The sequence below is a fragment of the Pseudomonas fluorescens genome (assembly GCF_018614775.1).
Taxonomy (GTDB): Bacteria; Pseudomonadota; Gammaproteobacteria; order Pseudomonadales; family Pseudomonadaceae; genus Aquipseudomonas; species Aquipseudomonas fluorescens_BY.
The window spans coordinates 21,393-43,503 of the sequence record NZ_JAGGOF010000017.1; the positions used below are offsets into that span (position 1 = coordinate 21,393).

17 protein-coding genes are annotated in these 22,111 nt (G+C 62.7%); 5 read left to right on the forward strand and 12 right to left on the reverse strand.

All coding sequences use genetic code 11. The features are described from left to right. Window positions 1–55 precede the first annotated feature (55 nt). Both hrpA and aceK read right to left on the reverse strand, forming a co-directional pair. Window positions 56–3,967 carry an ATP-dependent RNA helicase HrpA gene (hrpA, locus tag J7E36_RS04895; RefSeq protein ID WP_215000451.1) on the reverse strand — a complete coding sequence of 1,304 codons (3,912 nt, stop codon included), beginning with the start codon at window positions 3,965–3,967 and terminating at the stop codon, window positions 56–58. A gap of 146 nt (window positions 3,968–4,113) precedes the next feature. Then, window positions 4,114–5,826 carry a bifunctional isocitrate dehydrogenase kinase/phosphatase gene (aceK, locus tag J7E36_RS04900; RefSeq protein WP_215000454.1) on the reverse strand — a complete coding sequence of 571 codons (1,713 nt, stop codon included), beginning with the start codon at window positions 5,824–5,826 and terminating at the stop codon, window positions 4,114–4,116. A gap of 129 nt (window positions 5,827–5,955) precedes the next feature. On the opposite strand from aceK, the gene J7E36_RS04905 reads away from it, so the two are divergent. Further along, on the forward strand, window positions 5,956–6,864 hold the full coding sequence (locus J7E36_RS04905; RefSeq protein WP_215000456.1) for a DMT family transporter: 909 nt from the start codon (window positions 5,956–5,958) through the stop codon (window positions 6,862–6,864). Between the two features lie 121 nt (window positions 6,865–6,985). On the opposite strand, the gene J7E36_RS04910 is transcribed toward J7E36_RS04905, so the two are convergent. The 3 genes from J7E36_RS04910 to cysK all read right to left on the reverse strand — a co-directional run bounded on the left by J7E36_RS04910 (window position 6,986) and on the right by cysK (window position 10,288). After that, entirely contained in the window at window positions 6,986–7,849 is an 864-nt protein-coding gene (locus J7E36_RS04910) for a DMT family transporter (RefSeq protein ID WP_215000458.1), read from the reverse strand. A gap of 340 nt (window positions 7,850–8,189) precedes the next feature. Next, on the reverse strand, window positions 8,190–9,128 hold the full coding sequence (locus J7E36_RS04915) for an aspartyl/asparaginyl beta-hydroxylase domain-containing protein (protein WP_215000460.1): 939 nt from the start codon (window positions 9,126–9,128) through the stop codon (window positions 8,190–8,192). Between the two features lie 185 nt (window positions 9,129–9,313). Continuing rightward, entirely contained in the window at window positions 9,314–10,288 is a 975-nt protein-coding gene (cysK, locus tag J7E36_RS04920; protein ID WP_215000462.1) for a cysteine synthase A, read from the reverse strand. A gap of 131 nt (window positions 10,289–10,419) precedes the next feature. Between cysK and J7E36_RS04925 the strand changes: the two genes are divergently transcribed. The 3 genes from J7E36_RS04925 to J7E36_RS04935 all read left to right on the forward strand — a co-directional run bounded on the left by J7E36_RS04925 (window position 10,420) and on the right by J7E36_RS04935 (window position 13,856). Then, window positions 10,420–11,496 (forward strand): DUF748 domain-containing protein, encoded by a 1,077-nt coding sequence (locus J7E36_RS04925; RefSeq protein WP_215000464.1) that lies wholly within the window; start codon window positions 10,420–10,422, stop codon window positions 11,494–11,496. Window positions 11,497–11,797: 301 nt separating this feature from the next. Then, complete coding sequence (locus J7E36_RS04930; RefSeq protein WP_025212404.1) at window positions 11,798–12,643, forward strand: AAA family ATPase; 846 nt, start codon at window positions 11,798–11,800, stop codon at window positions 12,641–12,643. A gap of 34 nt (window positions 12,644–12,677) precedes the next feature. Further along, window positions 12,678–13,856, forward strand: coding sequence for a vWA domain-containing protein (locus J7E36_RS04935; RefSeq protein ID WP_215000466.1), 1,179 nt, complete (start codon window positions 12,678–12,680; stop codon window positions 13,854–13,856). A gap of 137 nt (window positions 13,857–13,993) precedes the next feature. Here the strand turns inward: J7E36_RS04935 and J7E36_RS04940 are convergent, their stop codons facing one another. The 7 genes from J7E36_RS04940 to J7E36_RS04970 form a co-directional block, all read right to left on the reverse strand. Next, complete coding sequence (locus J7E36_RS04940) at window positions 13,994–14,914, reverse strand: biotin-dependent carboxyltransferase family protein (RefSeq protein ID WP_215000468.1); 921 nt, start codon at window positions 14,912–14,914, stop codon at window positions 13,994–13,996. Further along, entirely contained in the window at window positions 14,911–15,615 is a 705-nt protein-coding gene (locus J7E36_RS04945; RefSeq protein ID WP_215000470.1) for a 5-oxoprolinase subunit B family protein, read from the reverse strand. Before J7E36_RS04945 ends, J7E36_RS04940 begins: the two co-directional genes overlap by 4 nt. Then, complete coding sequence (locus J7E36_RS04950) at window positions 15,612–16,364, reverse strand: 5-oxoprolinase subunit PxpA (protein ID WP_215000472.1); 753 nt, start codon at window positions 16,362–16,364, stop codon at window positions 15,612–15,614. Before J7E36_RS04950 ends, J7E36_RS04945 begins: the two co-directional genes overlap by 4 nt. 63 nt (window positions 16,365–16,427) lie before the next feature. Next, window positions 16,428–17,714, reverse strand: coding sequence for an MFS transporter (locus tag J7E36_RS04955; RefSeq protein ID WP_215000474.1), 1,287 nt, complete (start codon window positions 17,712–17,714; stop codon window positions 16,428–16,430). 227 nt (window positions 17,715–17,941) lie between these two features. Next, entirely contained in the window at window positions 17,942–18,484 is a 543-nt protein-coding gene (locus J7E36_RS04960; protein WP_135844208.1) for a DUF2937 family protein, read from the reverse strand. A gap of 12 nt (window positions 18,485–18,496) precedes the next feature. Then, the gene (locus J7E36_RS04965; protein WP_215000476.1) at window positions 18,497–19,273 is read right to left on the reverse strand and encodes a class II glutamine amidotransferase; all 777 of its coding nucleotides are present in this window, start codon (window positions 19,271–19,273) and stop codon (window positions 18,497–18,499) included. 32 nt (window positions 19,274–19,305) lie between these two features. Then, window positions 19,306–19,800 carry an MFS transporter gene (locus J7E36_RS04970; RefSeq protein WP_215000478.1) on the reverse strand — a complete coding sequence of 165 codons (495 nt, stop codon included), beginning with the start codon at window positions 19,798–19,800 and terminating at the stop codon, window positions 19,306–19,308. 101 nt (window positions 19,801–19,901) lie between these two features. Between J7E36_RS04970 and J7E36_RS04975 the strand changes: the two genes are divergently transcribed. Further along, a complete protein-coding gene (locus J7E36_RS04975) occupies window positions 19,902–21,956 on the forward strand; it encodes a S9 family peptidase (protein WP_215000480.1) in 2,055 nt (684 codons plus the stop codon). Window positions 21,957–22,111 lie beyond the last annotated feature (155 nt).

A 22,111-nucleotide genomic window follows, 5' to 3' on the forward strand; every position in this document is an offset into this window, starting at 1 on the left:
CTCGCTCCCACAGGGGATCTCTGGCGTTCACTGTGTTCGGAAAGCTCCTACAGCCTTAAGGCTCCACCTGCCCCCACTGCTTGCCCAGGCGCTTGTCCGAAATCGGCACCTTGGTGCCCAACTGCTGGGCGAACAGCGATACCCGGTATTCCTCCAGCCACCAGCGGTACAGCTCCAGTTGCGGATCGCGCTTGCCTTCCTGGGCGTGTTTGCTGGCGCGAGTCTGGTATTGGGCCCAGAGGTTCGACAGTTCGCCACTCCAGACCCGGTCTTTCTGCACCTGGCTGCCGAGCTTCTCGAAGCGCTGCTCGATGGCCTTGAGGTAGCGCGGCAGTTCCTTGAGCCATTGATGCGGGGTTTCGCGCACGAAGCCCGGGTAAACCAAGTGACTGAGCTGCTGCTTGATGTCGTTCAGCGCCACGGCCTGGGCCAGGTCGATCTTGCCCTTGAAGCGTTTTTGCAGGCCGTGCCAGAGCTTGAGGATATCCAGGGTCAGCTTCGCCAGGCGCTCGGCATGCTCGGTCCAACCGCCACGCTTGCGCTCGGCCAGGGACGCCAGTGCGGCGCCGTCGCGGGGCAGGCTCGCTTCGCCTTCCAGCACGCAGCTGTCGAGGCTCGCCAACAGGATGTCTTCCACCAGGTTGTCGACGCGTCCGAGTTCGCGATACAGCAGGCCCAGTTCGGTCAGCCCCGGCAACTTGCCGCGCAGGAACTTGGCCGACTCGGCCAGTTGCTGCATCAACAAGCGCTGCAAGGCGCGGCGATGCTGGAACTCGGCCTCGGCTGGCGTCGGGAAGCGCCCCTCCTTGACCACCCCGCCCTCTTCTACCAGCGCCGGGTAGACCGTCATCGACAGCCCGGCGATCTTCTGTTGGGTTTGCTGCGCCACTGGCGCAAAGACCTTCGCCTCCACCGGTTCCTGGCTTTTCGCCGTTTGCGGCACGGCCAATGCGGCCTGGCTGGCTTCGGCAAAACGCGCCGTCAATTCGGCCAGGTCGCGGCCCTCGCCGAGAAACTTGCCCTGGCCGTCGACAATCTCCAGGTTCATGCGCAGGTGGCTTTCCACCTGCTGCGCCGCCTCGGCCCAGGCTTCGTCGCTGACCCGCGCGCCGGTCATGCGCAGCAACTCACGGCCCAGGGCCTGGGGCAACGAGCCCTCGGCGAAGGTGATGCGTTGCAGCGCCGCCTTGACGAAGTCCGGCACCGGCACGAAGTTCTTGCGCAGGGCCTTGGGCAGGTTGCGCACCAGGGCAATGCACTTGGCCTCGATCATCCCCGGCACCAGCCATTCCAGGCGTTCCGGCGGCAGCATCGGCAACAACGGCGCCGGTACGCGCAGGGTCACGCCGTCGCGGGGGTGATTGGGCTCGAAGTGGTAGCTCAACGGCAGGGTCAGGTCGCCCACACGCAAGGTGTCCGGGTAGTACGCAGCGGTGACTTCACTGGCCTCGCGCGCCAGCACGTCCTCTTCGCGCATGATCAGCAGTTGCGGGTCTTTCTGGCTGTTGATCCGGTACCAGCTGTCGAAGGTCGCGGTCTGGTGGATCTCGGCCGGCAAGCGCGCATCGTAGAACGCAAACAGGGTTTCTTCGTCCGCCAGGATGTCACGACGGCGGGCCTTGGCTTCCAGTTCGTCGAGTTGCTCCAAGAGCTTGGTATTGGCGTCCAGGCACTTGGCCCGGGACTGGATCTCGCCGCGCACCAGCGCTTCGCGGATAAACAGCTCGCGGGACACCACCGGGTCCACCGGCCCGTAGTGCACCGGCCGGCGCCCGACCACGATCAGCCCGAACAGGGTGATCTGTTCATACGCCACCACTTGCCCGCGTTTCTTTTCCCAATGGGGTTCGAAGTGGTTTTTCTTGATCAGGTGCCCGGCCAGCGGCTCGATCCAGTCCGGTTCGATCTTGGCGACCATGCGCGCGTACAGCTTGGTGGTCTCTACCAATTCGGCGGTCATCAGCCACTGCGGACGCTTCTTGCCCAGGCCCGACGACGGGTGCACCCAGAACCGTCGTTGACGGGCACCGAGGTAGTCGCCGTCCTCGGTTTTCTGGCCGATCTGGCTCAGCAGCCCCGAGAGCACCGCCTTGTGCAGTTTCGGGTAGTCCGCCGGTTCTTTGTTGAGGCTCAACTGCATGTCGCGGCAGATCAGGCTCAACTGCCGATGGGAGTCGCGCCACTCGCGCAGGCGCAGGTAGTTGAGAAAATGCTTGCGGCACCAATTGCGCAGCGGGCTCGCGGTCAGGGCCTGGCGCTGCTCTTCGAAACCGCGCCACAGATTGACCAGCCCGGCGAAGTCCGAGTCCGGGTCCTTCCATTGGGCGTGGGCCTGGTCGGCGGCCTGCTGGCGCTCGGGTGGACGCTCGCGCGGGTCCTGGATCGACATGGCGCTGGCGACGATCAGCACTTCCTGCAGGCTGCCCAGCTTCGCCGCTTCCAGCAGCATGCGGCCCATGCGCGGGTCCACCGGCAGGCGCGCCAACTGGCGGCCCAGCGGGGTCAGTTGACTGTTGCGGTCCACCGCCGACAACTCTTGCAGCAGGTTGAAGCCGTCGCTGATGGCCTTGCCATCCGGCGGCTCGATGAACGGAAAATCAGTGATCTCACCCAGGCGCAGGTGCAGCATCTGCAGGATCACCGCCGCCAGGTTGGTGCGCAGGATCTCGGGGTCGGTGAATTCCGGCCGGCCGAGGAAATCCTCCTCGCTGTACAACCGCACGCAAATCCCCGGCTCGACACGCCCGCAACGGCCCTTGCGCTGGTTGGCGCTGGCCTGGGAAATGGCTTCGATGGGCAGGCGCTGGACCTTGGCCCGATAGCTGTAGCGGCTGATGCGCGCGGTGCCGCTGTCGATCACGTAGCGGATGCCCGGCACGGTGAGCGAGGTTTCCGCGACGTTGGTCGCCAGCACCACGCGACGGCCCGGGTGCGACTGGAAGATCCGCTGTTGTTCAGCCGGCGACAGGCGCGCATACAGCGGCAGGATCTCGGTGTGCTTGAGCTGGGCCTTGCGGAGCATTTCCGCGGCGTCGCGAATCTCCCGCTCCCCCGGCAGGAACACCAGCACATCGCCGGGGCTGCGGCGTTCGCTGCGCTCATACGCGGCGACTTCATCGAGGGTGGCGAGGATCGCCTGGTCGACGGTCAAGTCGTCCTCGACCCGGTTGCCCTCCTCGTCCTGCTCCAGGGTCAGCGGGCGGTACCAGGTTTCCACCGGAAAGGTGCGGCCAGAGACTTCGACAATAGGCGCGTCATCGAAATGCTTGGAGAAACGCTCCAGGTCGATGGTCGCCGAGGTGATGATGACTTTCAGGTCCGGACGGCGCGGCAGCAGGGTCTTGAGGTAGCCCAGCAGGAAGTCGATGTTCAGGCTGCGTTCGTGGGCTTCGTCGACGATGATCGTGTCGTAGCGTTCGAGGTAGCGGTCGTTCTGGGTCTCGGCCAGCAGGATGCCGTCGGTCATCAGTTTGATCAGGGTGTTGGCGTCGCTCTGGTCCTCGAACCGCACCTGATACCCCACCAGCGCGCCCAACGGCGTTGCCAGTTCCTCGGCCACCCGGCTCGCCACGCTGCGAGCGGCGATCCGGCGCGGCTGGGTGTGGCCGATCAAGCCATGCTGGCCGCGACCGATTTCCAGGCAGATCTTCGGCAACTGCGTGGTTTTGCCCGAGCCAGTCTCGCCGGCGATGATCAACACCTGGTGCTTGAGCAACGCGTCCTTGATTTCATCGCGCTTGGCGGCGATCGGCAGGTTATCGTCGTAGCGAATCACCGGCAGGCTGGCCTTGCGCGCCAGCACCTGGTCACACGACGCCTGCATGCGCGCCACCCACTGGGCCAGCTTGGCCTCATCGGGTTTCTTGCGCAGCTCAAGCAACTGGCGTCGCAACCGGTGACGGTCGGCGAGCATGGCGTGATCGAGGTTTTTCAGCAGCTTGTCGAGAGCGGGGGCTTGGTCAGTCATCAGGTACGCAAGGGGGAAAGGAGCAGCGGCAAGTTTCAAGCGGCAAGCGACAAGTTGCAAGCTGCGTTGGCCGGAAACTTGCCGCTTGAAGCTTGAAGCTTGAAGCTGCGTCCCGGGCTGCATTCCCACGCGGAGCGTGGGAACGATCAACATCCCTTGCGCCGATACGGAAACACATCGATCACCTTCCCCGCCCGAATCGCCTCTTGCAGGCCTTTCCAGTAATCGGCGTTGTACAGCTCGCCGTGCAACTGGTCGAACAGCTTGCGTTGCCCGGCGTCGGCGAACAGGAACGGCGGGAATTCTTCGGGGAAGACGTCCAGCGGCCCGATGGAGTACCAGGGCTCGGAGGCCATTTCATCTTCCGGCGTCCGGGGCTGGGGGATGTGGCGGAAGTTGGCTTCGGTGAGGAAGCAGATTTCATCGTAGTCGTAGAACACCACGCGGCCATGACGGGTCACGCCGAAGTTCTTCAGCAGCATGTCGCCAGGAAAAATGTTCGCCGCCGCCAGTTGCTTGATCGCCAGGCCATAGTCTTCCAGTGCCTCGCGCACCTGGGCCGCGTTGGCGTTTTCCAGGTACAGGTTCAACGGCGTCATCCGACGCTCGGTCCAGCAGTGGCGAATCAACACCGTATCGCCTTCCACCGACACCGTGGACGGCGCCACGTCCAGCAACTCTTCCAGGCACGCCGGCTCGAACTTGCCCAGGGGAAAGCGGAAATCGGCGAACTCCTGGGTGTCGGCCATGCGCCCGACCCGGTCGACGCTTTTCACCAGGCGATACTTCTCGATCACCGTGGCCCGGTCGACGTTTTTCGAGGGCGAGAAACGGTCCTTGATGATCTTGAATACGGTATTGAAACCCGGCAGGGTGAACACGCTCATGACCATGCCGCGCACGCCCGGCGCCATGATGAACCGGTCATCGGTGTTCGCCAGGTGATTGATCAGCGCCCGGTAGAACTCGGACTTGCCGTGCTTGTAGAAGCCGATGGAGGTGTACAGCTCGGCAACATGCTTGCCCGGCAGGATGCGCTTGAGGAAGCCGATGAATTCCGCCGGCACTGGCACGTCCACCATGAAGTACGAGCGGGTGAACGAGAAGATGATCGACACCTGCGCCTCATCGGTGATCAACGCGTCGATCTGGATGCCCCGGCCTTCGCGGTGCAACAGCGGGATCACCAATGGCCATTGGTCATCGCGGGTGTAGATCCGGCCCACCAGGTAGGCGCCCTTGTTGCGATAGAGCACGGACGAAAACAACTCCACCGTCAGCTCCGGGTCCTTGCAGACCCAGTCCGGCAGGTTTTCCCGCAGTTGGGCTTCGAGACGTTGCAGGTCGCCGGGCAAGTCGGCGTAGTCTTCGCTGAAGCGGTAGTCGGCGAAGACGCTCGCGAGCATCCGGTCGAGCTGGCCCTGGGGTTTGTAGGTGCGGGTCTGGGCGGCGCGGGCCCGGCGCAGGCTCGGCCGGGTGGTGTGGATGAACATGGTGCCGTCGCTGATCAGGTCGTGGCTGAACAGCCCGCAGAAGATCGAGTTGTACCAGGTTTCCGACAGTTCATCGTCAAAACGCAGGTCGATCAGGCTGATGTAGGCGCTCTTGACCAGCGGCCAGCAACCCACCTCCATCAACGCCTCGGCCTCGAATGCCTGGCGCAGTCGTGCCACGGTTTCGAAGACTTTCTCTTCGTACAGATTGATCCGCGCCGCCGAAGCCGCTTGCGCCTCCAGCCACTGGGCCTGCTCGAACCGGGCGCGGGCGCCGTCGGTGATCTGCCGGAAGTGCTCACGATAATCGTCGAAGCCTTCGAGGATCGAACGGGCGATATCGGTGGCGGGCCATGGCTGTGGCATAGGTGAACCTCGGCGGATCGTACTTGTTATTGGCGACTGAGCTTAGAGGCCAATCGCGCGGCAGCGCAACCATTGCCATCGGTATTGAGGACAGCGACACTGGTCGGCCAATCATGGAAGGAAAAACACGTGAACCTCGTCGACACCCTGCGTTTGCTGTCGCTGGCCGCCATCTGGGGGGCCAGTTTCCTGTTCATGCGCATTATCGCCCCCGTCATTGGCACGATCCCCACGGCCTTCTTCCGCGTGTCCATCGCCTTCGTCGGGCTGCTGGTGATCCTGGCGCTGATGCGCATCGACTTCAGTTTTCGCGGCAAGCTGAAAGTGGTGATGCTGCTGGGCCTGATCAACTCAGGCATTCCGGCGACGTTCTATTCGTTGGCGGCCCAGGTGCTGCCGGCCGGCTACTCGGCCATTTTCAATGCCACCACCCCGTTGATGGGCGTATTGATCGGCGGCTTGTTCTTCCATGAAAAACTCACCGTGGTCAAATTCAGCGGGGTGTTCCTGGGCCTGTTCGGTGTCGGCATCCTGACCGGTGCCGGGCCGGTGGCCTTCGACCTGCAACTGCTGATGGGCGCCCTTGCCTGCCTGATGGCCACGACCTGCTATGGTTTTGCCGGTTTCCTCACCCGCCGCTGGCTGGATCATCAAGGCGGCCTGGACAGCCGTCTCGCCGCGCTCGGCAGCATGTTCGGCGCCACGGTATTTCTGCTGCCGCTATTCGGCTACAGCGTCATCAGCCAGCCGCCGGCCAGCTGGGGTGGCTGGAGTGTCTGGTTGTCGCTGCTGGGGTTGGGCCTGGTGTGCACGGCGCTGGCATACATCCTTTATTTCCGCCTGCTCAGCTCCATCGGCCCGGTCAAATCCATGACCGTCACCTTCCTGATCCCGCCGTTCGGCGTGCTGTGGGGGGCGTTGCTGCTGGATGAGCCGCTGGGGATGGCACATTTGTATGGGGGTGTGTTGATTGCGGCGGCGTTGTGGTTGGTGTTGAAACCTTCAGTGGCGGAACCGGCTGAAGCGTCTGCCCGGTAATCCATTGGCGCGGCGCAAGATGCCATCGCGGGCAAGCCTTGCTCCCACAAGAACTCCATATACCTGTGGGAGCAAAGCTTGCCCGCGATAGCAGTTGTCCAAATCAGCGAGCCTCTAAAGCTCAACCACTTTTACGAAACACAAACACCAGCCCGACAATGATCAGCGCCATCCCCAGCAAGCTCAACAGGGCCAGCCGGTTGCCGAACACCAGGTAATCCATGATCGCCGTCACCGCTGGCACCAGGTAGAACAGGCTGGTGACATTGACCAGGTTGCCCCGCGCGATCAGCCGGTACAGCAGCAAGGTCGCCAGCACCGAGACCACCAACCCCATCCATAACACCGGCACGATGAAGCCCGCGTCGTGTTCGAAATGGAAGGGCTGGAACGGCACGAATACCGCGCACAGCAAAAGCCCGGCCAGGTACTGCACCGGCAGCGTGCCGAGGGGGTTATCGGTAATGCGCTTCTGCATGATCGAGCCGACGGTCATGGACACCAGCGCCAGCAACCCGCACAGCATTCCGGTCAAGGACATCCCCGCCAGCCCGATGCCCCGGTACACCACCATGATCAATCCGACCAACCCGAGCATCAGGCCGAACAGCCGCTGCCAGGAGCGCTGGCGCTCCACGAGCACCACGGTGAGGATCGGTTGTACGCCCATCAGGGTTGCCATCACTCCGGGTGTGACGTTCATTTGCAGGGCCAGCAGATAAAAAATCTGGTAGGCCCCCAACAGCACCAACCCCGTGGTCACGGCATAAACCATCGGCTTGCCGGCCTTGGGCAGCTTGAACCTGAGCATCGGGATCAAGAGCACCAACGCACACAGTGCAATGGCAAAACGGATCAGCAGAAAAGCAAAAGGTGACGCGTGGGCCAGGCCCAGCTTGGAAAAAATTGCCCCGCTGCTCCACAGCAGGACAAACAGGCTCGTTGAAGCCGCCGCCAATAAGGCGTTCTTGGATAAGGAAAACATGGATACCACCTGTAGTCAGGCAAAAGCCAACTCAGCCGAGGCTGAAGTCCAGTAGTTTTTTCAGGCAGGCACAGGGGGATGGCAAACGTTGCCGATCAGCCCTGAACGCCAACACCCGGCGGTGATACGACGGCGTATACCGGTGGGCTACTGACAGGTGGAGGGTATTGACCGATCTGCACAGGCTGCTGATTCCCGCACGACACGACGCCAGCGTTGAACGCTGGAACCACAACCGCGATGACTGGGGATACAGGCATGAGCCGATCTCTTGGGAGAAGTGGGTTCGAGAACCCGACCAGCGCTGACTATAACCAACGCTCGAAGTATTGCGCAACGGTTAGCCGAACAACCAATAGCCAAGCGCCGTGAGCACCACTACCGCCAGCACGGGACGCATCACCCGGTATGCCTTGGGATGCTTGCGTTTCCACTGCTTGACCCGGCCGCTGAAGCCGTCGCTGAACCGCTTGCTCCAGGCGTAGGCCTGGTTGATACCACCGACGCGTTCGTCGTCGAGGTTCTGCGGCGCGGTGGCGCGGCCGAGGAAGGCGCTGATGGCGCGGTTGAGGCGGGTCATCAGCCGGCTTTTCAGCGGTCGCTCGACGTCACAGAACAGGATCACCCGGGTTTGCGGGGTTTCGTTCTTGACCCAGTGCACATAGGTTTCATCGAACATGACGTCTTCGCCATCGCGCCAGGCGTAGACCTGGCCGTCAACAAAGATACGGCAGTCGTCGGAATTGGGCGTAGACAGCCCCAGGTGATAGCGCAGGGAACCGGCGAACGGGTCCCGATGGGGGTTCAAATGGCTGCCGCCCGGCAGCAGCGCAAACATCGCGCCTTTCACGTTGGGAATGCCGCTGACCAGTGCAACGGTTTTCGGGCAGAGCAGCTCGGCAGAGGGCAGCGGTTTGTCGTACCACTTGAGGTAGAAACGCTTCCAGCCTTTCTTGAAGAACGACCCGAAGCCCGCGTCGTTGTTCTTTTCCGCGGCGCGAATGTAGCCCTCGTCGAACAGGTGCATGGCCTCGTCGCGGATGACGTGCCAGTTGTCCTTGAGCACATCCAGCTCGGGGAACTTGCTGCGGTCCAGGTAAGGCTTGGAGGGCACACTGGAGAACAGGTACATCAAGGCGTTGTAGGGCGCGAACAATGCCGAGTGATTGACGAATTGGCGCAATACCGGCAAACGCGCTTTACCGCGCAAATGCACATACAGCGTGCTGCCGAGGAACAGCAGCAATACCGACGCCTTGGCGACAAACGAAAAGGTCATCTACAACTCCTTGTCAAAACAGCTTACGCAATGCCGGCAGGCCGACGCAAAGGCCGGCCATGGTATAGAGCGCTGCCTGGGGAAGAAACCGCCAAGGCACATTTACTGTTGAGGATTACGCAACAATGCCCTTCTTAACATGCAGCGCCTGAACCTGGACTGACGTCAATCACTCAACATCGCCGTTACTGCTGAATCTCCTGCTCGGTGAACAGATCACTGAACAACATGCTCGACAGGTAGCGCTCGCCCGAATCCGGCAGAATCACCACGATGGTCTTGCCCTGCATCTCCGGTTTTTCCGCCATACGCACGGCCACGGCCATCGCCGCGCCACAGGAGATGCCACAGAGGATCCCCTCCTCCTGCATCAAGCGCAGGGCCATGGCCTTGGATGCCTCGTCGGTGACCCGCTCGACCTGATCGACAATCGACAGATCCAGGTTCTTCGGCACGAATCCGGCGCCGATGCCCTGGATCTTGTGCGGGCTGGGCTTGATCTCCTGCCCCGCCATCGCCTGGGTAATCACCGGCGACGTCTCGGGCTCGACCGCCACCGACAGGATCGGCTTGCCGCAGGTGTTCTTGATATACCGCGAAACGCCGGTAATGGTTCCGCCGGTGCCCACGCCCGCGACCAGCACATCCACCGCGCCGTCGGTATCGTTCCAGATTTCCGGGCCGGTGGTTTTTTCGTGGATTGCCGGGTTCGCCGGGTTTTCAAACTGCTGCGGCATGAAGTAGGTCGAGGGATCGCTGGCCAGGATCTCGGCGGCCTTGTCGATGGCGCCTTTCATGCCTTTGGCCGGCTCGGTGAGCACCAGCTCTGCGCCCAGGGCCTTGAGCACTTTACGCCGCTCGACGCTCATGGACGCCGGCATGGTCAGCATCAACTTGTAGCCCCGGGCGGCGGCAACGAACGCCAGGCCGATACCGGTGTTGCCCGAGGTCGGTTCGATGATGGTCATGCCAGGCTTGAGCTTGCCGGTGCTTTCAGCGTCCCAGATCATGTTCGCGCCAATCCGGCACTTGACCGAATAACCCGGGTTGCGCCCTTCGATCTTGGCCAGGATGGTGACGCCGCGCGGGGCGATGCGGTTGATCTGCACCAGTGGCGTGTTGCCAATGGAATGGGCGTTGTCAACGAATATGCGGCTCATGACCGGTCCTTAATGCAGCGGGGAATTTAAGCGCTTAAAGGTATGCCTGTTGCCCATGGGCGTCCAGTTGCAGCGAACGTTCCCGGGGTGCCAATGGTCAATGGCTTTAACAATGCTGGAGACTGACGGACATGAAGCGTCGATACAGCTGGCCACTGTGGACCCTCGCGGCCCTCGTTGCGGTGCTGGTGATCTTGAATTTCACGTTGCCTTACCTTGTGCGCAATTACCTGAATGACAAACTGGCCGACATGGGTGATTACCGCGGCCAGGTCGCTGACGTGGACCTGGCCGTCTGGCGCGGCGCCTATCGAATCAACGGTCTGAAAATCGTCAAGGTCGACGGCAAGGTCCCGGTACCGTTCGTCGACGCACCGCTGGTGGAATTGGCCGTGAGCTGGCATTCGCTGTGGTACGACCATGCGGTGGTGGCCAAGGCGGAGTTTGCCCGGCCCGAGGTGAACTTCGTCGATGGCGGCGGCAACCGGCAGAACTCCCAGACCGGCCAGGGCACCAACTGGCGCGAGCAACTGGGCAAGTTGTTGCCCATTACGCTGAACGAAGTGCGGATCAGGGACGGCAAAGTGACCTTTCGCAACTTCAATTCCAAGCCTCCGGTCAACCTGAGGGCCACCGACGTCAACGCCAGCTTCTATAACCTGACCAACGTGGTCGACACCGAAGGCAAGCGCGACGCCCGTTTCGAAGGCAAGGCCCTGGTAGCCGAACACGCGCCGCTTGAAGTTCAGGCCACCTTCGACCCGCTGAGCAATTTCGAGGATTTCGATTTCCGCCTGCGGGCTCGGAACATTGAACTCAAGCGCCTGAATGATTTCGCCGCCGCCTATGGCAAGTTCGACTTTAACGCCGGCCATGGCGACCTGGTCATCGAGGCACAAGCCGAGAACGCCAAGCTCAGCGGCTACATCAAGCCGCTGTTGCGCGATGTGGATGTGTTCGACTGGCAGCAGGATGTCGAAAACAAGAACAAGAACATCTTCCGTTCGGTCTGGGAGGCGCTGGTCGGCACCGGCGAAACAGCCCTGAAGAACCAGCGCAAGAACCAGTTTGCCACCCGGGTTGAACTCAGCGGCAACGTCCATCAGCAGGACATCAGCGCCTTCGAGGCCGTGCTGCAGATCCTGCGCAACGGTTTCGTCCAGGCGTTCAACGCCCGCTATGAGCAGCCGCCACCCTCCAAGGACTAGGGTTTCCAAGGCACAGGCCTCCGTGGCGAGGGAGCTCGCTCCCGTTCGGGTGCGCAGCGCTCGTCGGTTTTTTTGGAGCCGCTGCGCAGCCCAGCGGGAGCAAGCTCCTTCGCCATAAGGGGGATTGCCCTTTCCTATTCGGCAAGCGGCCGAGACTGAGTAAACATGTGACGCCCCATTCAGAGACTGAATACGGCGTCTGCGTTCACAGTCGGCGGGACGTCGCGTTATAGTCGGGCACGACATTTATTTTCGCGCGCCCCGCCTCGCCGGGCCGACGACACGTTCGAGGAAATTGCAGATGAAGTTCGAAGGCACCCGCGCCTACGTGGCCACCGATGACCTGAAGCTGGCCGTGAACGCCGCTATCACCCTGGAGCGGCCGCTGCTGGTCAAGGGCGAACCGGGCACCGGCAAGACCATGCTGGCCGAACAACTGGCGGAGTCCTTCGGCGCGCGGCTGATCACCTGGCACATCAAGTCCACCACCAAGGCCCACCAGGGCCTGTACGAGTACGACGCGGTCAGCCGCCTGCGGGACTCGCAGTTGGGCGTGGACAAGGTTCACGATGTGCGCAACTACCTGAAGAAGGGCAAGCTCTGGGAAGCCTTCGAGTCCGAAGAGCGGGTCATCCTGCTGATCGACGAGATCGACAAGGCCGACATCGAGTTCCCCAACGACCTGCTGCAAGAACTCGACAAGATGGAGTTCTACGTCTACGAGACCGACGAAACCATCAAGGCCAAGCAACGCCCGATCATCATCATTACCTCCAACAACGAAAAAGAGCTGCCGGACGCGTTCCTGCGCCGCTGCTTCTTCCACTACATCGCCTTCCCCGACCGCGTCACCCTGCAGAAAATCGTCGATGTGCATTACCCGGACATCAAGAAAGACCTGGTCAGCGAAGCGCTGGACGTGTTCTTCGACGTGCGCAAGGTGCCAGGCCTGAAGAAAAAGCCGTCCACTTCCGAACTGGTGGACTGGCTCAAGCTGCTGATGGCCGACAACATCGGTGAGGCGGTTCTGCGCGAGCGTGACCCAACCAAGGCCATCCCGCCGCTGGCCGGTGCGCTGGTCAAGAACGAACAGGACGTGCAATTGCTTGAACGCCTGGCGTTCATGAGCCGTCGCGGCACGCGTTAAGCCCTCTTCGTCAACAAGCACGAGGGCAACTGCCATGCTGCTGAACCTGTTCAATGAGATGCGCGCCGCCAAGGTGCCGGTGTCCGTGCGTGAACTGCTGGACCTGATCAACGCGCTGAAACAGCGGGTGATCTTCGCCGACATGGACGAGTTCTATTACTTGTCCAGGGCGATCCTGGTGAAGGACGAACGGCATTTCGACAAGTTCGACCGGGCGTTCGCTGCGTACTTCAACGGCCTGGAAAAACTCGATGATCATCTCCAGGCGCTGATTCCCGAAGACTGGCTGCGCAAGGAATTCGAGCGCTCGCTGACCGACGAGGAACGGGCGCAGATCCAGTCCCTGGGCGGCCTGGACAAACTGATCGAAGAATTCAAGAAGCGCCTGGAAGAGCAGAAGGAACGCCATGCCGGCGGCAACAAGTGGATCGGCACCGGCGGCACCAGCCCGTTCGGTTCCGGTGGCTTCAACCCGGAAGGCATCCGCGTCGGCGACGCCGGCAAGCGCCAGGGCAAGGCCGTGAAGGTCTGGGACCAGCGCGAGTACAAGAACCTCGACGACCAGGTGGAACTCGGCACCCGCAACATCAAGATAGCCCTGCGCCGCCTGCGCAAGTTCGCCCGCCAGGGCGCGGCCGAAGAGTTGGACATCGACGGCACCATCGACCACACCGCCCGGGACGCCGGCTTGCTGAATATCCAGATGCGTCCGGAGCGCCGCAACACCGTCAAGTTGCTGCTGCTGTTCGACATCGGCGGCTCGATGGATGCCCACGTGAAAATCTGCGAAGAACTGTTCTCGGCCTGCAAGATCGAGTTCAAGCACCTGGAGTACTTCTACTTCCACAACTTCGTGTACGAGTCGGTGTGGAAGAACAACCTGCGCCGCACCTCGGAACGTACTTCGACCCAGGACTTGCTGCACAAGTACGGCGCCGACTACAAAGTGATCTTCATCGGCGACGCCGCCATGGCGCCCTATGAAATCACCCAGGCCGGCGGCAGCGTCGAGCACTGGAATGAAGAAGCGGGCTATGTGTGGATGCAGCGATTCATGGAGAAGTACAAGAAACTCATCTGGATCAATCCGTACCCGAAAGACACCTGGGGCTATACCGCCTCGACCAACATCGTGCGCGAATTGGTGGAAGACCGGATGTATCCGCTGACGTTGCGGGGGTTGGAGGAAGGGATGCGGTTTCTTTCCAAATGAAGTTTTTCAGCGCCTGACAGGGCCTCTTCGCGAGCAAGCCCGCTCCCACAAGGGATTTTTTTCGATCACAAACTCTGTGTTCACTGGAGATCCAATGTGGGAGCGAGCCTGCTCCGGGCGGCGATCCGACGATGCTTTTAGCGGTCCATGAATCCGCGCAAACATTCCACCTGCTGCCGATGCGCAACCTCCTGCACCACCGGCCGCAACCGCACCTGCGCGCCCGGCAGGCATTGCGCCAACCGGGCCAGGGCCAGCGGTGTCAGGGCGCCCAGGCGTGGGTAGCCGCCGATGGTTTGCCGGTCGTTGAGCAACACGATGGGCTGGCCGTCCGGCGGCACCTGCACGGCGCCGAGCGGGATGCCTTCGGAAATCATCGGCGAGCCCTGATACGCCAACGGCGTACCGAGCAGGCGAATACCCATGCGGTCGGCGCGACTGTCCAGCGTCCAAGGCGTGTTGAACGCATCGAACAGGCTGCGCCCACTGAACGCACCGTTCTGTGCCCCCAGGATCAGGTCCAGCGGCTGGGCCTGCTGGAAGTCCGGAATCAGCGCGCCCGGCATCGGCCGAGGCGTTGCCTGGCCTGAGTAGCTCAAGTGCGCGCCCCGGCTCAGTGCCCGTCCCAGCCCATCCAGGCCACCGAATGCTTCACGCACCACCGTCGCCCGGCTGCCCAGCACCGCCGGCGCGTCGAACCCGCCGGGGGCTGCGAGGTAGGCCCGGGCACCGAGCACCGGTTGGGTCAACGCCAGGCGCTGGTCTTTGCGCAGGCCGAAATAGCGCCATGACGCCACCGCCTGGCCGTCCACCCGCGCCCCCAGGTCCGCCCCGGCCAGCGCCAGTACGCAATCCTCTTCGGCAACCACCGTGAAGCCGCCGAGGGTAATCTCCACCACCGCCGCGTCCAGGGGATTGCCCAGCATCCAGTTGGCCCAGGCCATCGACAACCAGTCCGCCGCGCCGCCCTGGGTCACACCCAGATGCCTGACGCCGAAACGACCGCCATCCTGCAACAGGCACAGTGGTGTGCTGGCCTCGATCAATAAACGGCTCATGCCTGGGCCTCCTGCGGTGTGTCGTCGCCACCCAGGGCGATGAATTCGGCGTGGTCCACGGCAACAAAACGCACCGTGTCGCCGGGTTGCATCAGGCTGTAGCCATCACGCTCGCGGTCGAACAGCTTGGCCGGGGTCCGCCCGATCAGGTTCCAGCCGCCAGGCGAGACCAGCGGGTACGCGGCGGTCTGGCGCTCGGCGATGCCGACACTGCCCGCCGCCACCCGCTTGCGCGGCGTGTCCAGGCGCGGTGCGGCCAGGGCTTCGTCCACCAGCCCCATGAAGGCGAAGCCGGGTGCAAAGCCCAGGGCGAACACCTGGTAATCGTGCTCGCTGTGGCGGCGGATCACCTGCTCCACGGTCAACCCGCTGCGGCTCGATAACAGGCCCAGTTCCGGCCCGACCCTGGGGTCGTACCACACCGGCAGCACATGGCACTGGCCGGCCGAACGGGCGTCGGGCGACAGATTGTTCAGCGCTTCGCCCAGCAACTCCCGGGCCTGGACCGGGTTCAGTGCCAACAGGTCGTAATGCACCATCAACGTGGTATAGGACGGCACCAGGTCGATCAGGCACTCGGCGAACACCGCTCGCAAACGCTCGCTGGCGGCGAGCATCCACGGCATGTTGGTTTCGGCGATGTCATCGAACAGCCGCACCATCAGGCAGTCCACCGCGACCACTTCCACACGTGGCTTCATGGCGCGCTCTGCCGGTCCAATGCCTCGCGGATACGTTGCACGGCCGCCACGGAGCTGGCGTTGTCACCGTGCACGCACAGGGTGTTGGCGCGCAGAATCAGCGCGCTGCCATCACTGGCCGTCAGTGCATCGCCGCGGGCGATGGTCAGGGCCTGGCCGATAATGACCTGCGGGTCATGATGCACCGCGCCCGGCGCTTGTCGCGAAACCAGGCGGCCGGCGCTGTCGTAGGCACGGTCGGCGAAGGCTTCGAACCACAGGGTCAGGCCATATTCGTCACCCAGGGCCTGGGCGGCGCTGTTGTCCCGGGTCGCCATCAGCATCAGTGGCAACGCCCGGTCATAGGCGGCCACCGCCTGGATGACCGCGCGCAACTGCGCCGGGTTGGCCATCATGTCGTTGTACATCGCCCCATGGGGCTTGACGTAGCTGACCCGGCCACCCTGGGCCCGGCAGATGCCGTCGAGGGCGCCGATCTGGTAATGCAACAGGTCCTGCAACTCCTGGGCGCCATAGGCCATGGAGCGTCGGCCAAAGCCCGTCAGGTCCTGGTAGGCCGGGTGCGCGCCGATCCGCACGTCGTGGTTCAACGCCAGGCTGACGGTCTTGCGCATGATGCTCGGGTCGCCGGCGTGAAAACCGCAGGCGATGTTGGCGCAATCGATGAAGGGCATCACCTCGGCATCCAGACCCATGGTCCAGTTGCCGAAGCTCTCGCCGATGTCGCAGTTCAATAGCAGGCGGTTCACGATGAACGCTCCTGTAGGTGCTTTCTTTTCTGACTATGGGGCATGCGCCCCACAGGTTATCAGTTACTCGGCTTCCAACTGCTTGCCTTGGGTTTCCGGCAGGCTCAAGGCCGCCAGGATCACCACGCCGTAGGACACCGCCGCGAATGCGCCGATGCCGACACTCAGCGGCACCTTCTGGCTCAGCAAACCGATCAACAGTGGGAACAACGCCGCCACCGCCCGCCCGATGTTGTAGCAGAAACCCTGGCCCGAACCGCGAATGCGCGTCGGGAACAGTTCGGTGAGGAACGAGCCCATGCCGCTGAACATCCCCGAGGCAAAGAAACCCAGGGGAAAGCCCAGCCAGAGCATCACGTTGTTGCTCACTGGCACCTGGGTGTACAGCAACACGATGGTGAACGAGCCCACGGCGAACAGGACGAAATTCTTCTTGCGCCCCAGGATGTCCGACAAATACGCGCTGATAACGTAACCCACATAGGAGCCGACGATCACCATCGCCAGGTACCCGCCGGTGCCCAGCACGCTTAAGCCCCGTTCATTCTTCAGGAACGTCGGCAGCCAGGAGGTGATGGCGTAGTAGCCACCCAAGGCACCGGTGGTCAACAGCGAGGCGCGGATGGTGGTGGACAGTATGCCCGGGGCGAAAATCTCGTAGAACTTCGCCGGATTGCTCGGGGTTTGCCGGGCCTTTGCCTGGTTGTAGACCTCCGGGTCCTTGACCAGCCGGCGGACGAAAATCACGAACACCGCCGGGACAATGCCGAGGATGAACAAGGCGCGCCAGGCGTCTTCCGGCGGCAGCACCGAGAACAGCAGCGCATACAGAATCGCCGTCATGCCCCAACCCAGCGCCCAACCCGACTGCACCATGCCCACCGCCTTGCCACGGTCCTTGGCGCGGATGACTTCGCCCATCAACACCGCGCCGGCGGTCCACTCGCCGCCAAAACCGAAGCCCATCAACGTGCGGGCGATCAACAGCTGGTCATAGCTCTGGGCAAAACCACACAGGAAGGTGAAGAAAGCGAACCAGAGCACGGTCAGTTGCAGCGTGCGCACCCGGCCGATGCGGTCCGAGAGAATGCCCGCCACCCAACCGCCCAGGGCCGAGGCAATCAGGGTGCTGGTGTGAATCAGCCCCGCTTGCCCGGTGGTGATGCCCCACATCGCGATCAGCGTCGGCACCACGAAACTGAGCATCTGCGTGTCCATGCCGTCCAGGGCGTAGCCGATCTTGCAACTCCAGAACGTGCGGCGTTCCTGCTGGTTGATGTTGCGGTACCAATCGAACGGGCCGGAACGGGCCTGGGACTCGGGGACGCCGAGCGTGTCGGGTGCACTCATGGTGGTTCTCCACGGTTTTATTGTTCTGAGCCTCGACGCTGCAAACGTCGGGACCGGGTGCCATGATTCTTGAGCGCACGCGCCGTCGCGTCCAACTAATAAAACCTCGGACGGGTCATAAGAAAAAGTTGATTGGGTGGTGCATCAGGAGGGAGAGCGGAGGATCGTTCCCACGCTCCCGCGTGGGAACGCCGCCAGGGACGCTCCGCGTTCCGCTTCTGGAAGCGTCAGAGCCCGCGCAGGTCGCGCTCTTCAATCGGCCGGCTCTGGCGCAGGCGTTTGCCACCCAGCACCACCCAGTCGATCAGGCGGAACAGGCATTCCAGGCCAAACGACAGCAGCATCGCGCCGCTGATACCCCAGACCATGGCCTCGGGGGTCAGCAATATCTGGTAGCTGTAGCCGTTCCAGGTTTCCTTGCGAATGTCCGGATCGGCGGCCAGTGCCACTTGCAGCAAGCGGATGTACCAAGGGCCTTGCATGGCCTGGAACTGCTTGTCCAGGGCCTGCTGGCGCACGAGCAAGGTATTCAGGCTGTCGGCGTCGCTGCGAAAGATCGGGTCCTCGCTGGCGCGGTAATGGGCCACCAGGGCCTGCATGTCGCCCTTGAAAAACTGGTTGGCGGTACCCTGGAAACCTTGCAGGCCGGTTTGTGCCTCGATCAGGTGGGCCTCGACCCGCTTGGCGTAATCACTGATGAAACCCGGCACCTGGACCCCAACCAGCAGGCCCACAGCAAACAACACCAACCGTAGATAACTGAGCAACATAGCGTGACGTCCTTATTCGGTCCGGCCCTGGCTGACGCATTCACCGCGTCGCCACAGGCTCCATTGGCCCGGCTCGTAGCGGGTCCAGGTTTCGTTTTCGGTCAGCGGTTCAGTGGCGATCACCGTGACCACGTCGTTGGGCGTGGTTTCGGCCTGGAAATCGACGATCACGTCGACATCCTTGAGCCGCGCCGGGCCGAATGGCGCGCGACGGGTGATCTGGGCCAGTTTGGTCGAGCAATAGCAGAACAGCCAGTCGCCGTCGCTGAGCAGGCAATTGAACACGCCGTTGCTGCGGTACTCGGTGCAGGCCTCGATCAGCGATGGCAGCAATTGCTCCACGTCCACCGGCTCCGGGAACGCCTGGCGCACCCGGTTGAGCAAATCGCAGAACGCCGCTTCGCTGTCGGTATCGCCCACCGGGCGGTAGAAACTCACGCCTGGCTGGAAATCGGCGAGTTGACCATTGTGGGCAAAACACCAGTTGCGGCCCCACAACTCCCGCACGAACGGGTGCGTGTTGGACAGGCAGACCTTGCCGACGTTGGCCTGGCGGATGTGCCCGATCACCACTTCGCTCTTGATCGGATAGCGCTGGACCAGGTTCGCCACTTCCGACTCGCTGCTGGCGGCCGGGTCCTGGAACAGGCGCAGGCCACGGCCTTCGTAGAAGGCGATGCCCCAGCCGTCGCGGTGCGGCCCGGTCTTGCCGCCACGCTGCATCAGCCCGGTGAAGCTGAACACGATGTCGGTCGGCACATTGGCGCTCATGCCCAATAACTCACACATGCTCGGACTCTCGCTTCAAGGGGCAGGCCGGGTCACAGACGCGGTTCGATGCGCGAACGCTGGGGGTTGCTCGGCACCGGCGGGCGACCGTAACGGTCATCGCCGGCGACGCCGAACGGCGGCTCATCCTGCGGTTCATCGGCTGCAGCGGCTTTGGCAGCGGCGGCCCGCTCCTTGCGAGCGTTGGAGGCACGCTCGATGGGGAAACGGATCAACACGAAGATCAAGTAGACGCCGAAAGCGATCATGCCGTACATGAGCAGGTCGGACGCGGCCCGCCAGACGTTGTTGCCGACCTTGAACATTACGTCCAGGGCGACAATGGCCACCGCCGGGGCAAACTTGTCCTTCACCGGGTCGATGATGGTGGGGCAGAACAGCAACACCGCCATCAGCAACCGCAGCGGCTCGCGCAACCAGCGCCACATCCAGCGGGTCATGCGCATCCACACCAACAGGCAGCCCAGGGCCGCGAAAGCGTAGAGGCCCCAGGCGATCAGATAGTCGTTCTCGGTCATGGTGTCCATGGCAAGGCAGGCAAAGAGGCGCTTATAGTAACGACTTTTCGCTCGTCAGGCTGCCCCGGCGTCTGCCAAGCCCCTTTTCGTACAACGTTCGAGAGCCTTTCATGTCCTTATCTGCCCACGTTTCCAACGCCCCGATTGCCCACAGGGACGCCGGTGTTGACCCGTACGCCTGGCTGCAGGAACGCGACACCGACGCCGTGCTCGACTACCTCAAGGCTGAAAACAGCTACCAGGAAGGCCAACTCGCCGACCAGGCCGAACTGCGCGAGCGCCTGTTCCAGGAGATCAAGGGCCGAATCCTCGAGACCGACCTGTCCCTGCCCTCGCCTTGGGGGCCATACCTGTATTACACCCGCACCACGGCTGGCGACGAGTACCCGCGCCATTACCGCTGCCCGCGTCCGGCCGACGACAGCCTGAACGTGGATGAGGACCGTGAACAGCTGCTGCTGGACCCGAACGCGTTGGCCGGCGGCGGGTTCTTTTCCCTCGGTGCGTTCAGTATCAGCCCCGATCATCAGCGCCTGGCCTATAGCCTGGACACCAGCGGTGATGAGATCTACACCCTGTTCGTGAAGGAATTGTCCAACGACAGGGTCAGCGAACTGTCCTTCGAAAACTGCGACGGCAGCATGACGTGGGCCAACGACAGCCTGACGCTGTTCTTCGGTGAACTGGACGAGACCCATCGCCCGCACAAGCTCTGGCGCTATCGCCTGGACGGTACCGCCGCCGAAGAAGTCTTCCATGAGCCGGACGGACGTTTCTTCCTGCATTGCTACCGCTCCAGCTCCGAGCGGCAGTTGATCCTGTCCCTGGACAGCAAGACCACCAGCGAAACCTGGGTACTGGACGCCGCACAACCGCAACAGCCGTTCACGTGCCTGGCGCCACGGGTGGAGAACCACGAATACGACGTCGACCATGGCCTGCTCGATGGTCAATGGACCTGGCTGATCCGCAGCAACCGCGACGGCATCAACTTCGCCCTGTACCAGGCCGCCGACACCGGCATGGCACCGACCGAAGCCGATTGGCAGAACCTCATCCCCCACAGCGAAACGGTGATGATCGACGGCCTGAGCCTGAACGCCGGGGCCATGACCCTGAGCCTGCGTGAAGGCGGCCTGCCCATTATCGAAGTTCACCCACAAGACTTGCCGAAGTATCGGGTGCAACTGCCAGACGCTGCCTACAGCCTGCATGTGCAGAACAGCCTGGAATTTTCCAGCGAGCGCATTCGCCTGCGCTACGAAGCCTTGAACCGCCCGGCGCAGATCCGTCAGCTGGACCTCGCCAGCGGCGACCAGGTGGTGCTCAAGCAAACGCCGGTGCTGGGCCCGTTCGACGCCGATGCCTACGTCAGCCAGCGGATCTGGGCGACGGCACCGGACGGCACGCAGGTGCCCATCAGCCTGGTGGTCAAGCGCGAAGCCCTCGGCCAGCCGGTGCCGCTGTACCTGTATGGCTATGGCGCCTACGGGCAGAGCCTCGACCCGTGGTTTTCCCATGCCCGGCTGAGCCTGCTCGACCGCGGCGTGGCGTTTGCCATTGCCCATGTGCGCGGTGGCGGTGAACTCGGTGAGGCCTGGTACCGCGCCGGCAAGCAGGAGCACAAGCACAATACCTTCAGCGACTTCATCGCGTGCGCCGAGCATTTGATCGCCAACGGCTTCACCACCGCTGATCAATTGGCGATCAGCGGCGGCAGCGCCGGTGGCCTGCTGATCGGCGCCGTGCTCAATCAACGCCCGGAGCTGTTCAAGGTGGCGATTGCCGAAGTGCCGTTCGTCGATGTACTCAACACCATGCTCGACCCCGAGCTGCCACTGACCGTCACCGAATACGATGAGTGGGGCAACCCGGAGGAGCCAGAGGTCTATGATCGGATCCGCGCCTACGCCCCCTACGAAAACGTCAGGGCCCAGGCGTACCCGGCGCTGCTGGTCATCGCCGGCTACAACGACAGTCGGGTGCAGTATTGGGAGGCGGCCAAGTGGGTGGCGAAACTGCGCGCCACCAAGACCGATGACAACCCTTTGCTGCTCAAGACCGAACTGGGAGCCGGCCACGGCGGCATGAGCGGTCGCTACCAGGGTTTGCGTGACGTAGCGCTCGAATATGGGTTTATCTTGAAGGTTTTGGGCAAGGTTTGAGGAACTCTGTGGGGTGGCCGGGTCTTAGCTTCATGCGCAAGCTCTGATCCGGCCGAGCCCCCTGTGGGAGCGAGCCTGCTCGCGATGGCGTCAGATCAGCCAGCTTCATTGTTGACTGGCACGCCGTCATCGCGAGCAGGCTCGCTCCCACAAGG

Coding starts and splice junctions, on each gene's coding strand:
- hrpA (WP_215000451.1), bottom strand. CDS start 3,967: ATGACTGACCAAGCCCCCGCTCTCGACAAGCTGCTGAAAAACCTCGAT.
- aceK (WP_215000454.1), bottom strand. CDS start 5,826: ATGCCACAGCCATGGCCCGCCACCGATATCGCCCGTTCGATCCTCGAA.
- J7E36_RS04910 (WP_215000458.1), bottom strand. CDS start 7,849: ATGTTTTCCTTATCCAAGAACGCCTTATTGGCGGCGGCTTCAACGAGC.
- J7E36_RS04915 (WP_215000460.1), bottom strand. CDS start 9,128: ATGACCTTTTCGTTTGTCGCCAAGGCGTCGGTATTGCTGCTGTTCCTC.
- cysK (WP_215000462.1), bottom strand. CDS start 10,288: ATGAGCCGCATATTCGTTGACAACGCCCATTCCATTGGCAACACGCCA.
- J7E36_RS04925 (WP_215000464.1), top strand. CDS start 10,420: ATGAAGCGTCGATACAGCTGGCCACTGTGGACCCTCGCGGCCCTCGTT.
- J7E36_RS04930 (WP_025212404.1), top strand. CDS start 11,798: ATGAAGTTCGAAGGCACCCGCGCCTACGTGGCCACCGATGACCTGAAG.
- J7E36_RS04935 (WP_215000466.1), top strand. CDS start 12,678: ATGCTGCTGAACCTGTTCAATGAGATGCGCGCCGCCAAGGTGCCGGTG.
- J7E36_RS04940 (WP_215000468.1), bottom strand. CDS start 14,914: ATGAGCCGTTTATTGATCGAGGCCAGCACACCACTGTGCCTGTTGCAG.
- J7E36_RS04945 (WP_215000470.1), bottom strand. CDS start 15,615: ATGAAGCCACGTGTGGAAGTGGTCGCGGTGGACTGCCTGATGGTGCGG.
- J7E36_RS04955 (WP_215000474.1), bottom strand. CDS start 17,714: ATGAGTGCACCCGACACGCTCGGCGTCCCCGAGTCCCAGGCCCGTTCC.
- J7E36_RS04960 (WP_135844208.1), bottom strand. CDS start 18,484: ATGTTGCTCAGTTATCTACGGTTGGTGTTGTTTGCTGTGGGCCTGCTG.
- J7E36_RS04965 (WP_215000476.1), bottom strand. CDS start 19,273: ATGTGTGAGTTATTGGGCATGAGCGCCAATGTGCCGACCGACATCGTG.
- J7E36_RS04970 (WP_215000478.1), bottom strand. CDS start 19,800: ATGGACACCATGACCGAGAACGACTATCTGATCGCCTGGGGCCTCTAC.
- J7E36_RS04975 (WP_215000480.1), top strand. CDS start 19,902: ATGTCCTTATCTGCCCACGTTTCCAACGCCCCGATTGCCCACAGGGAC.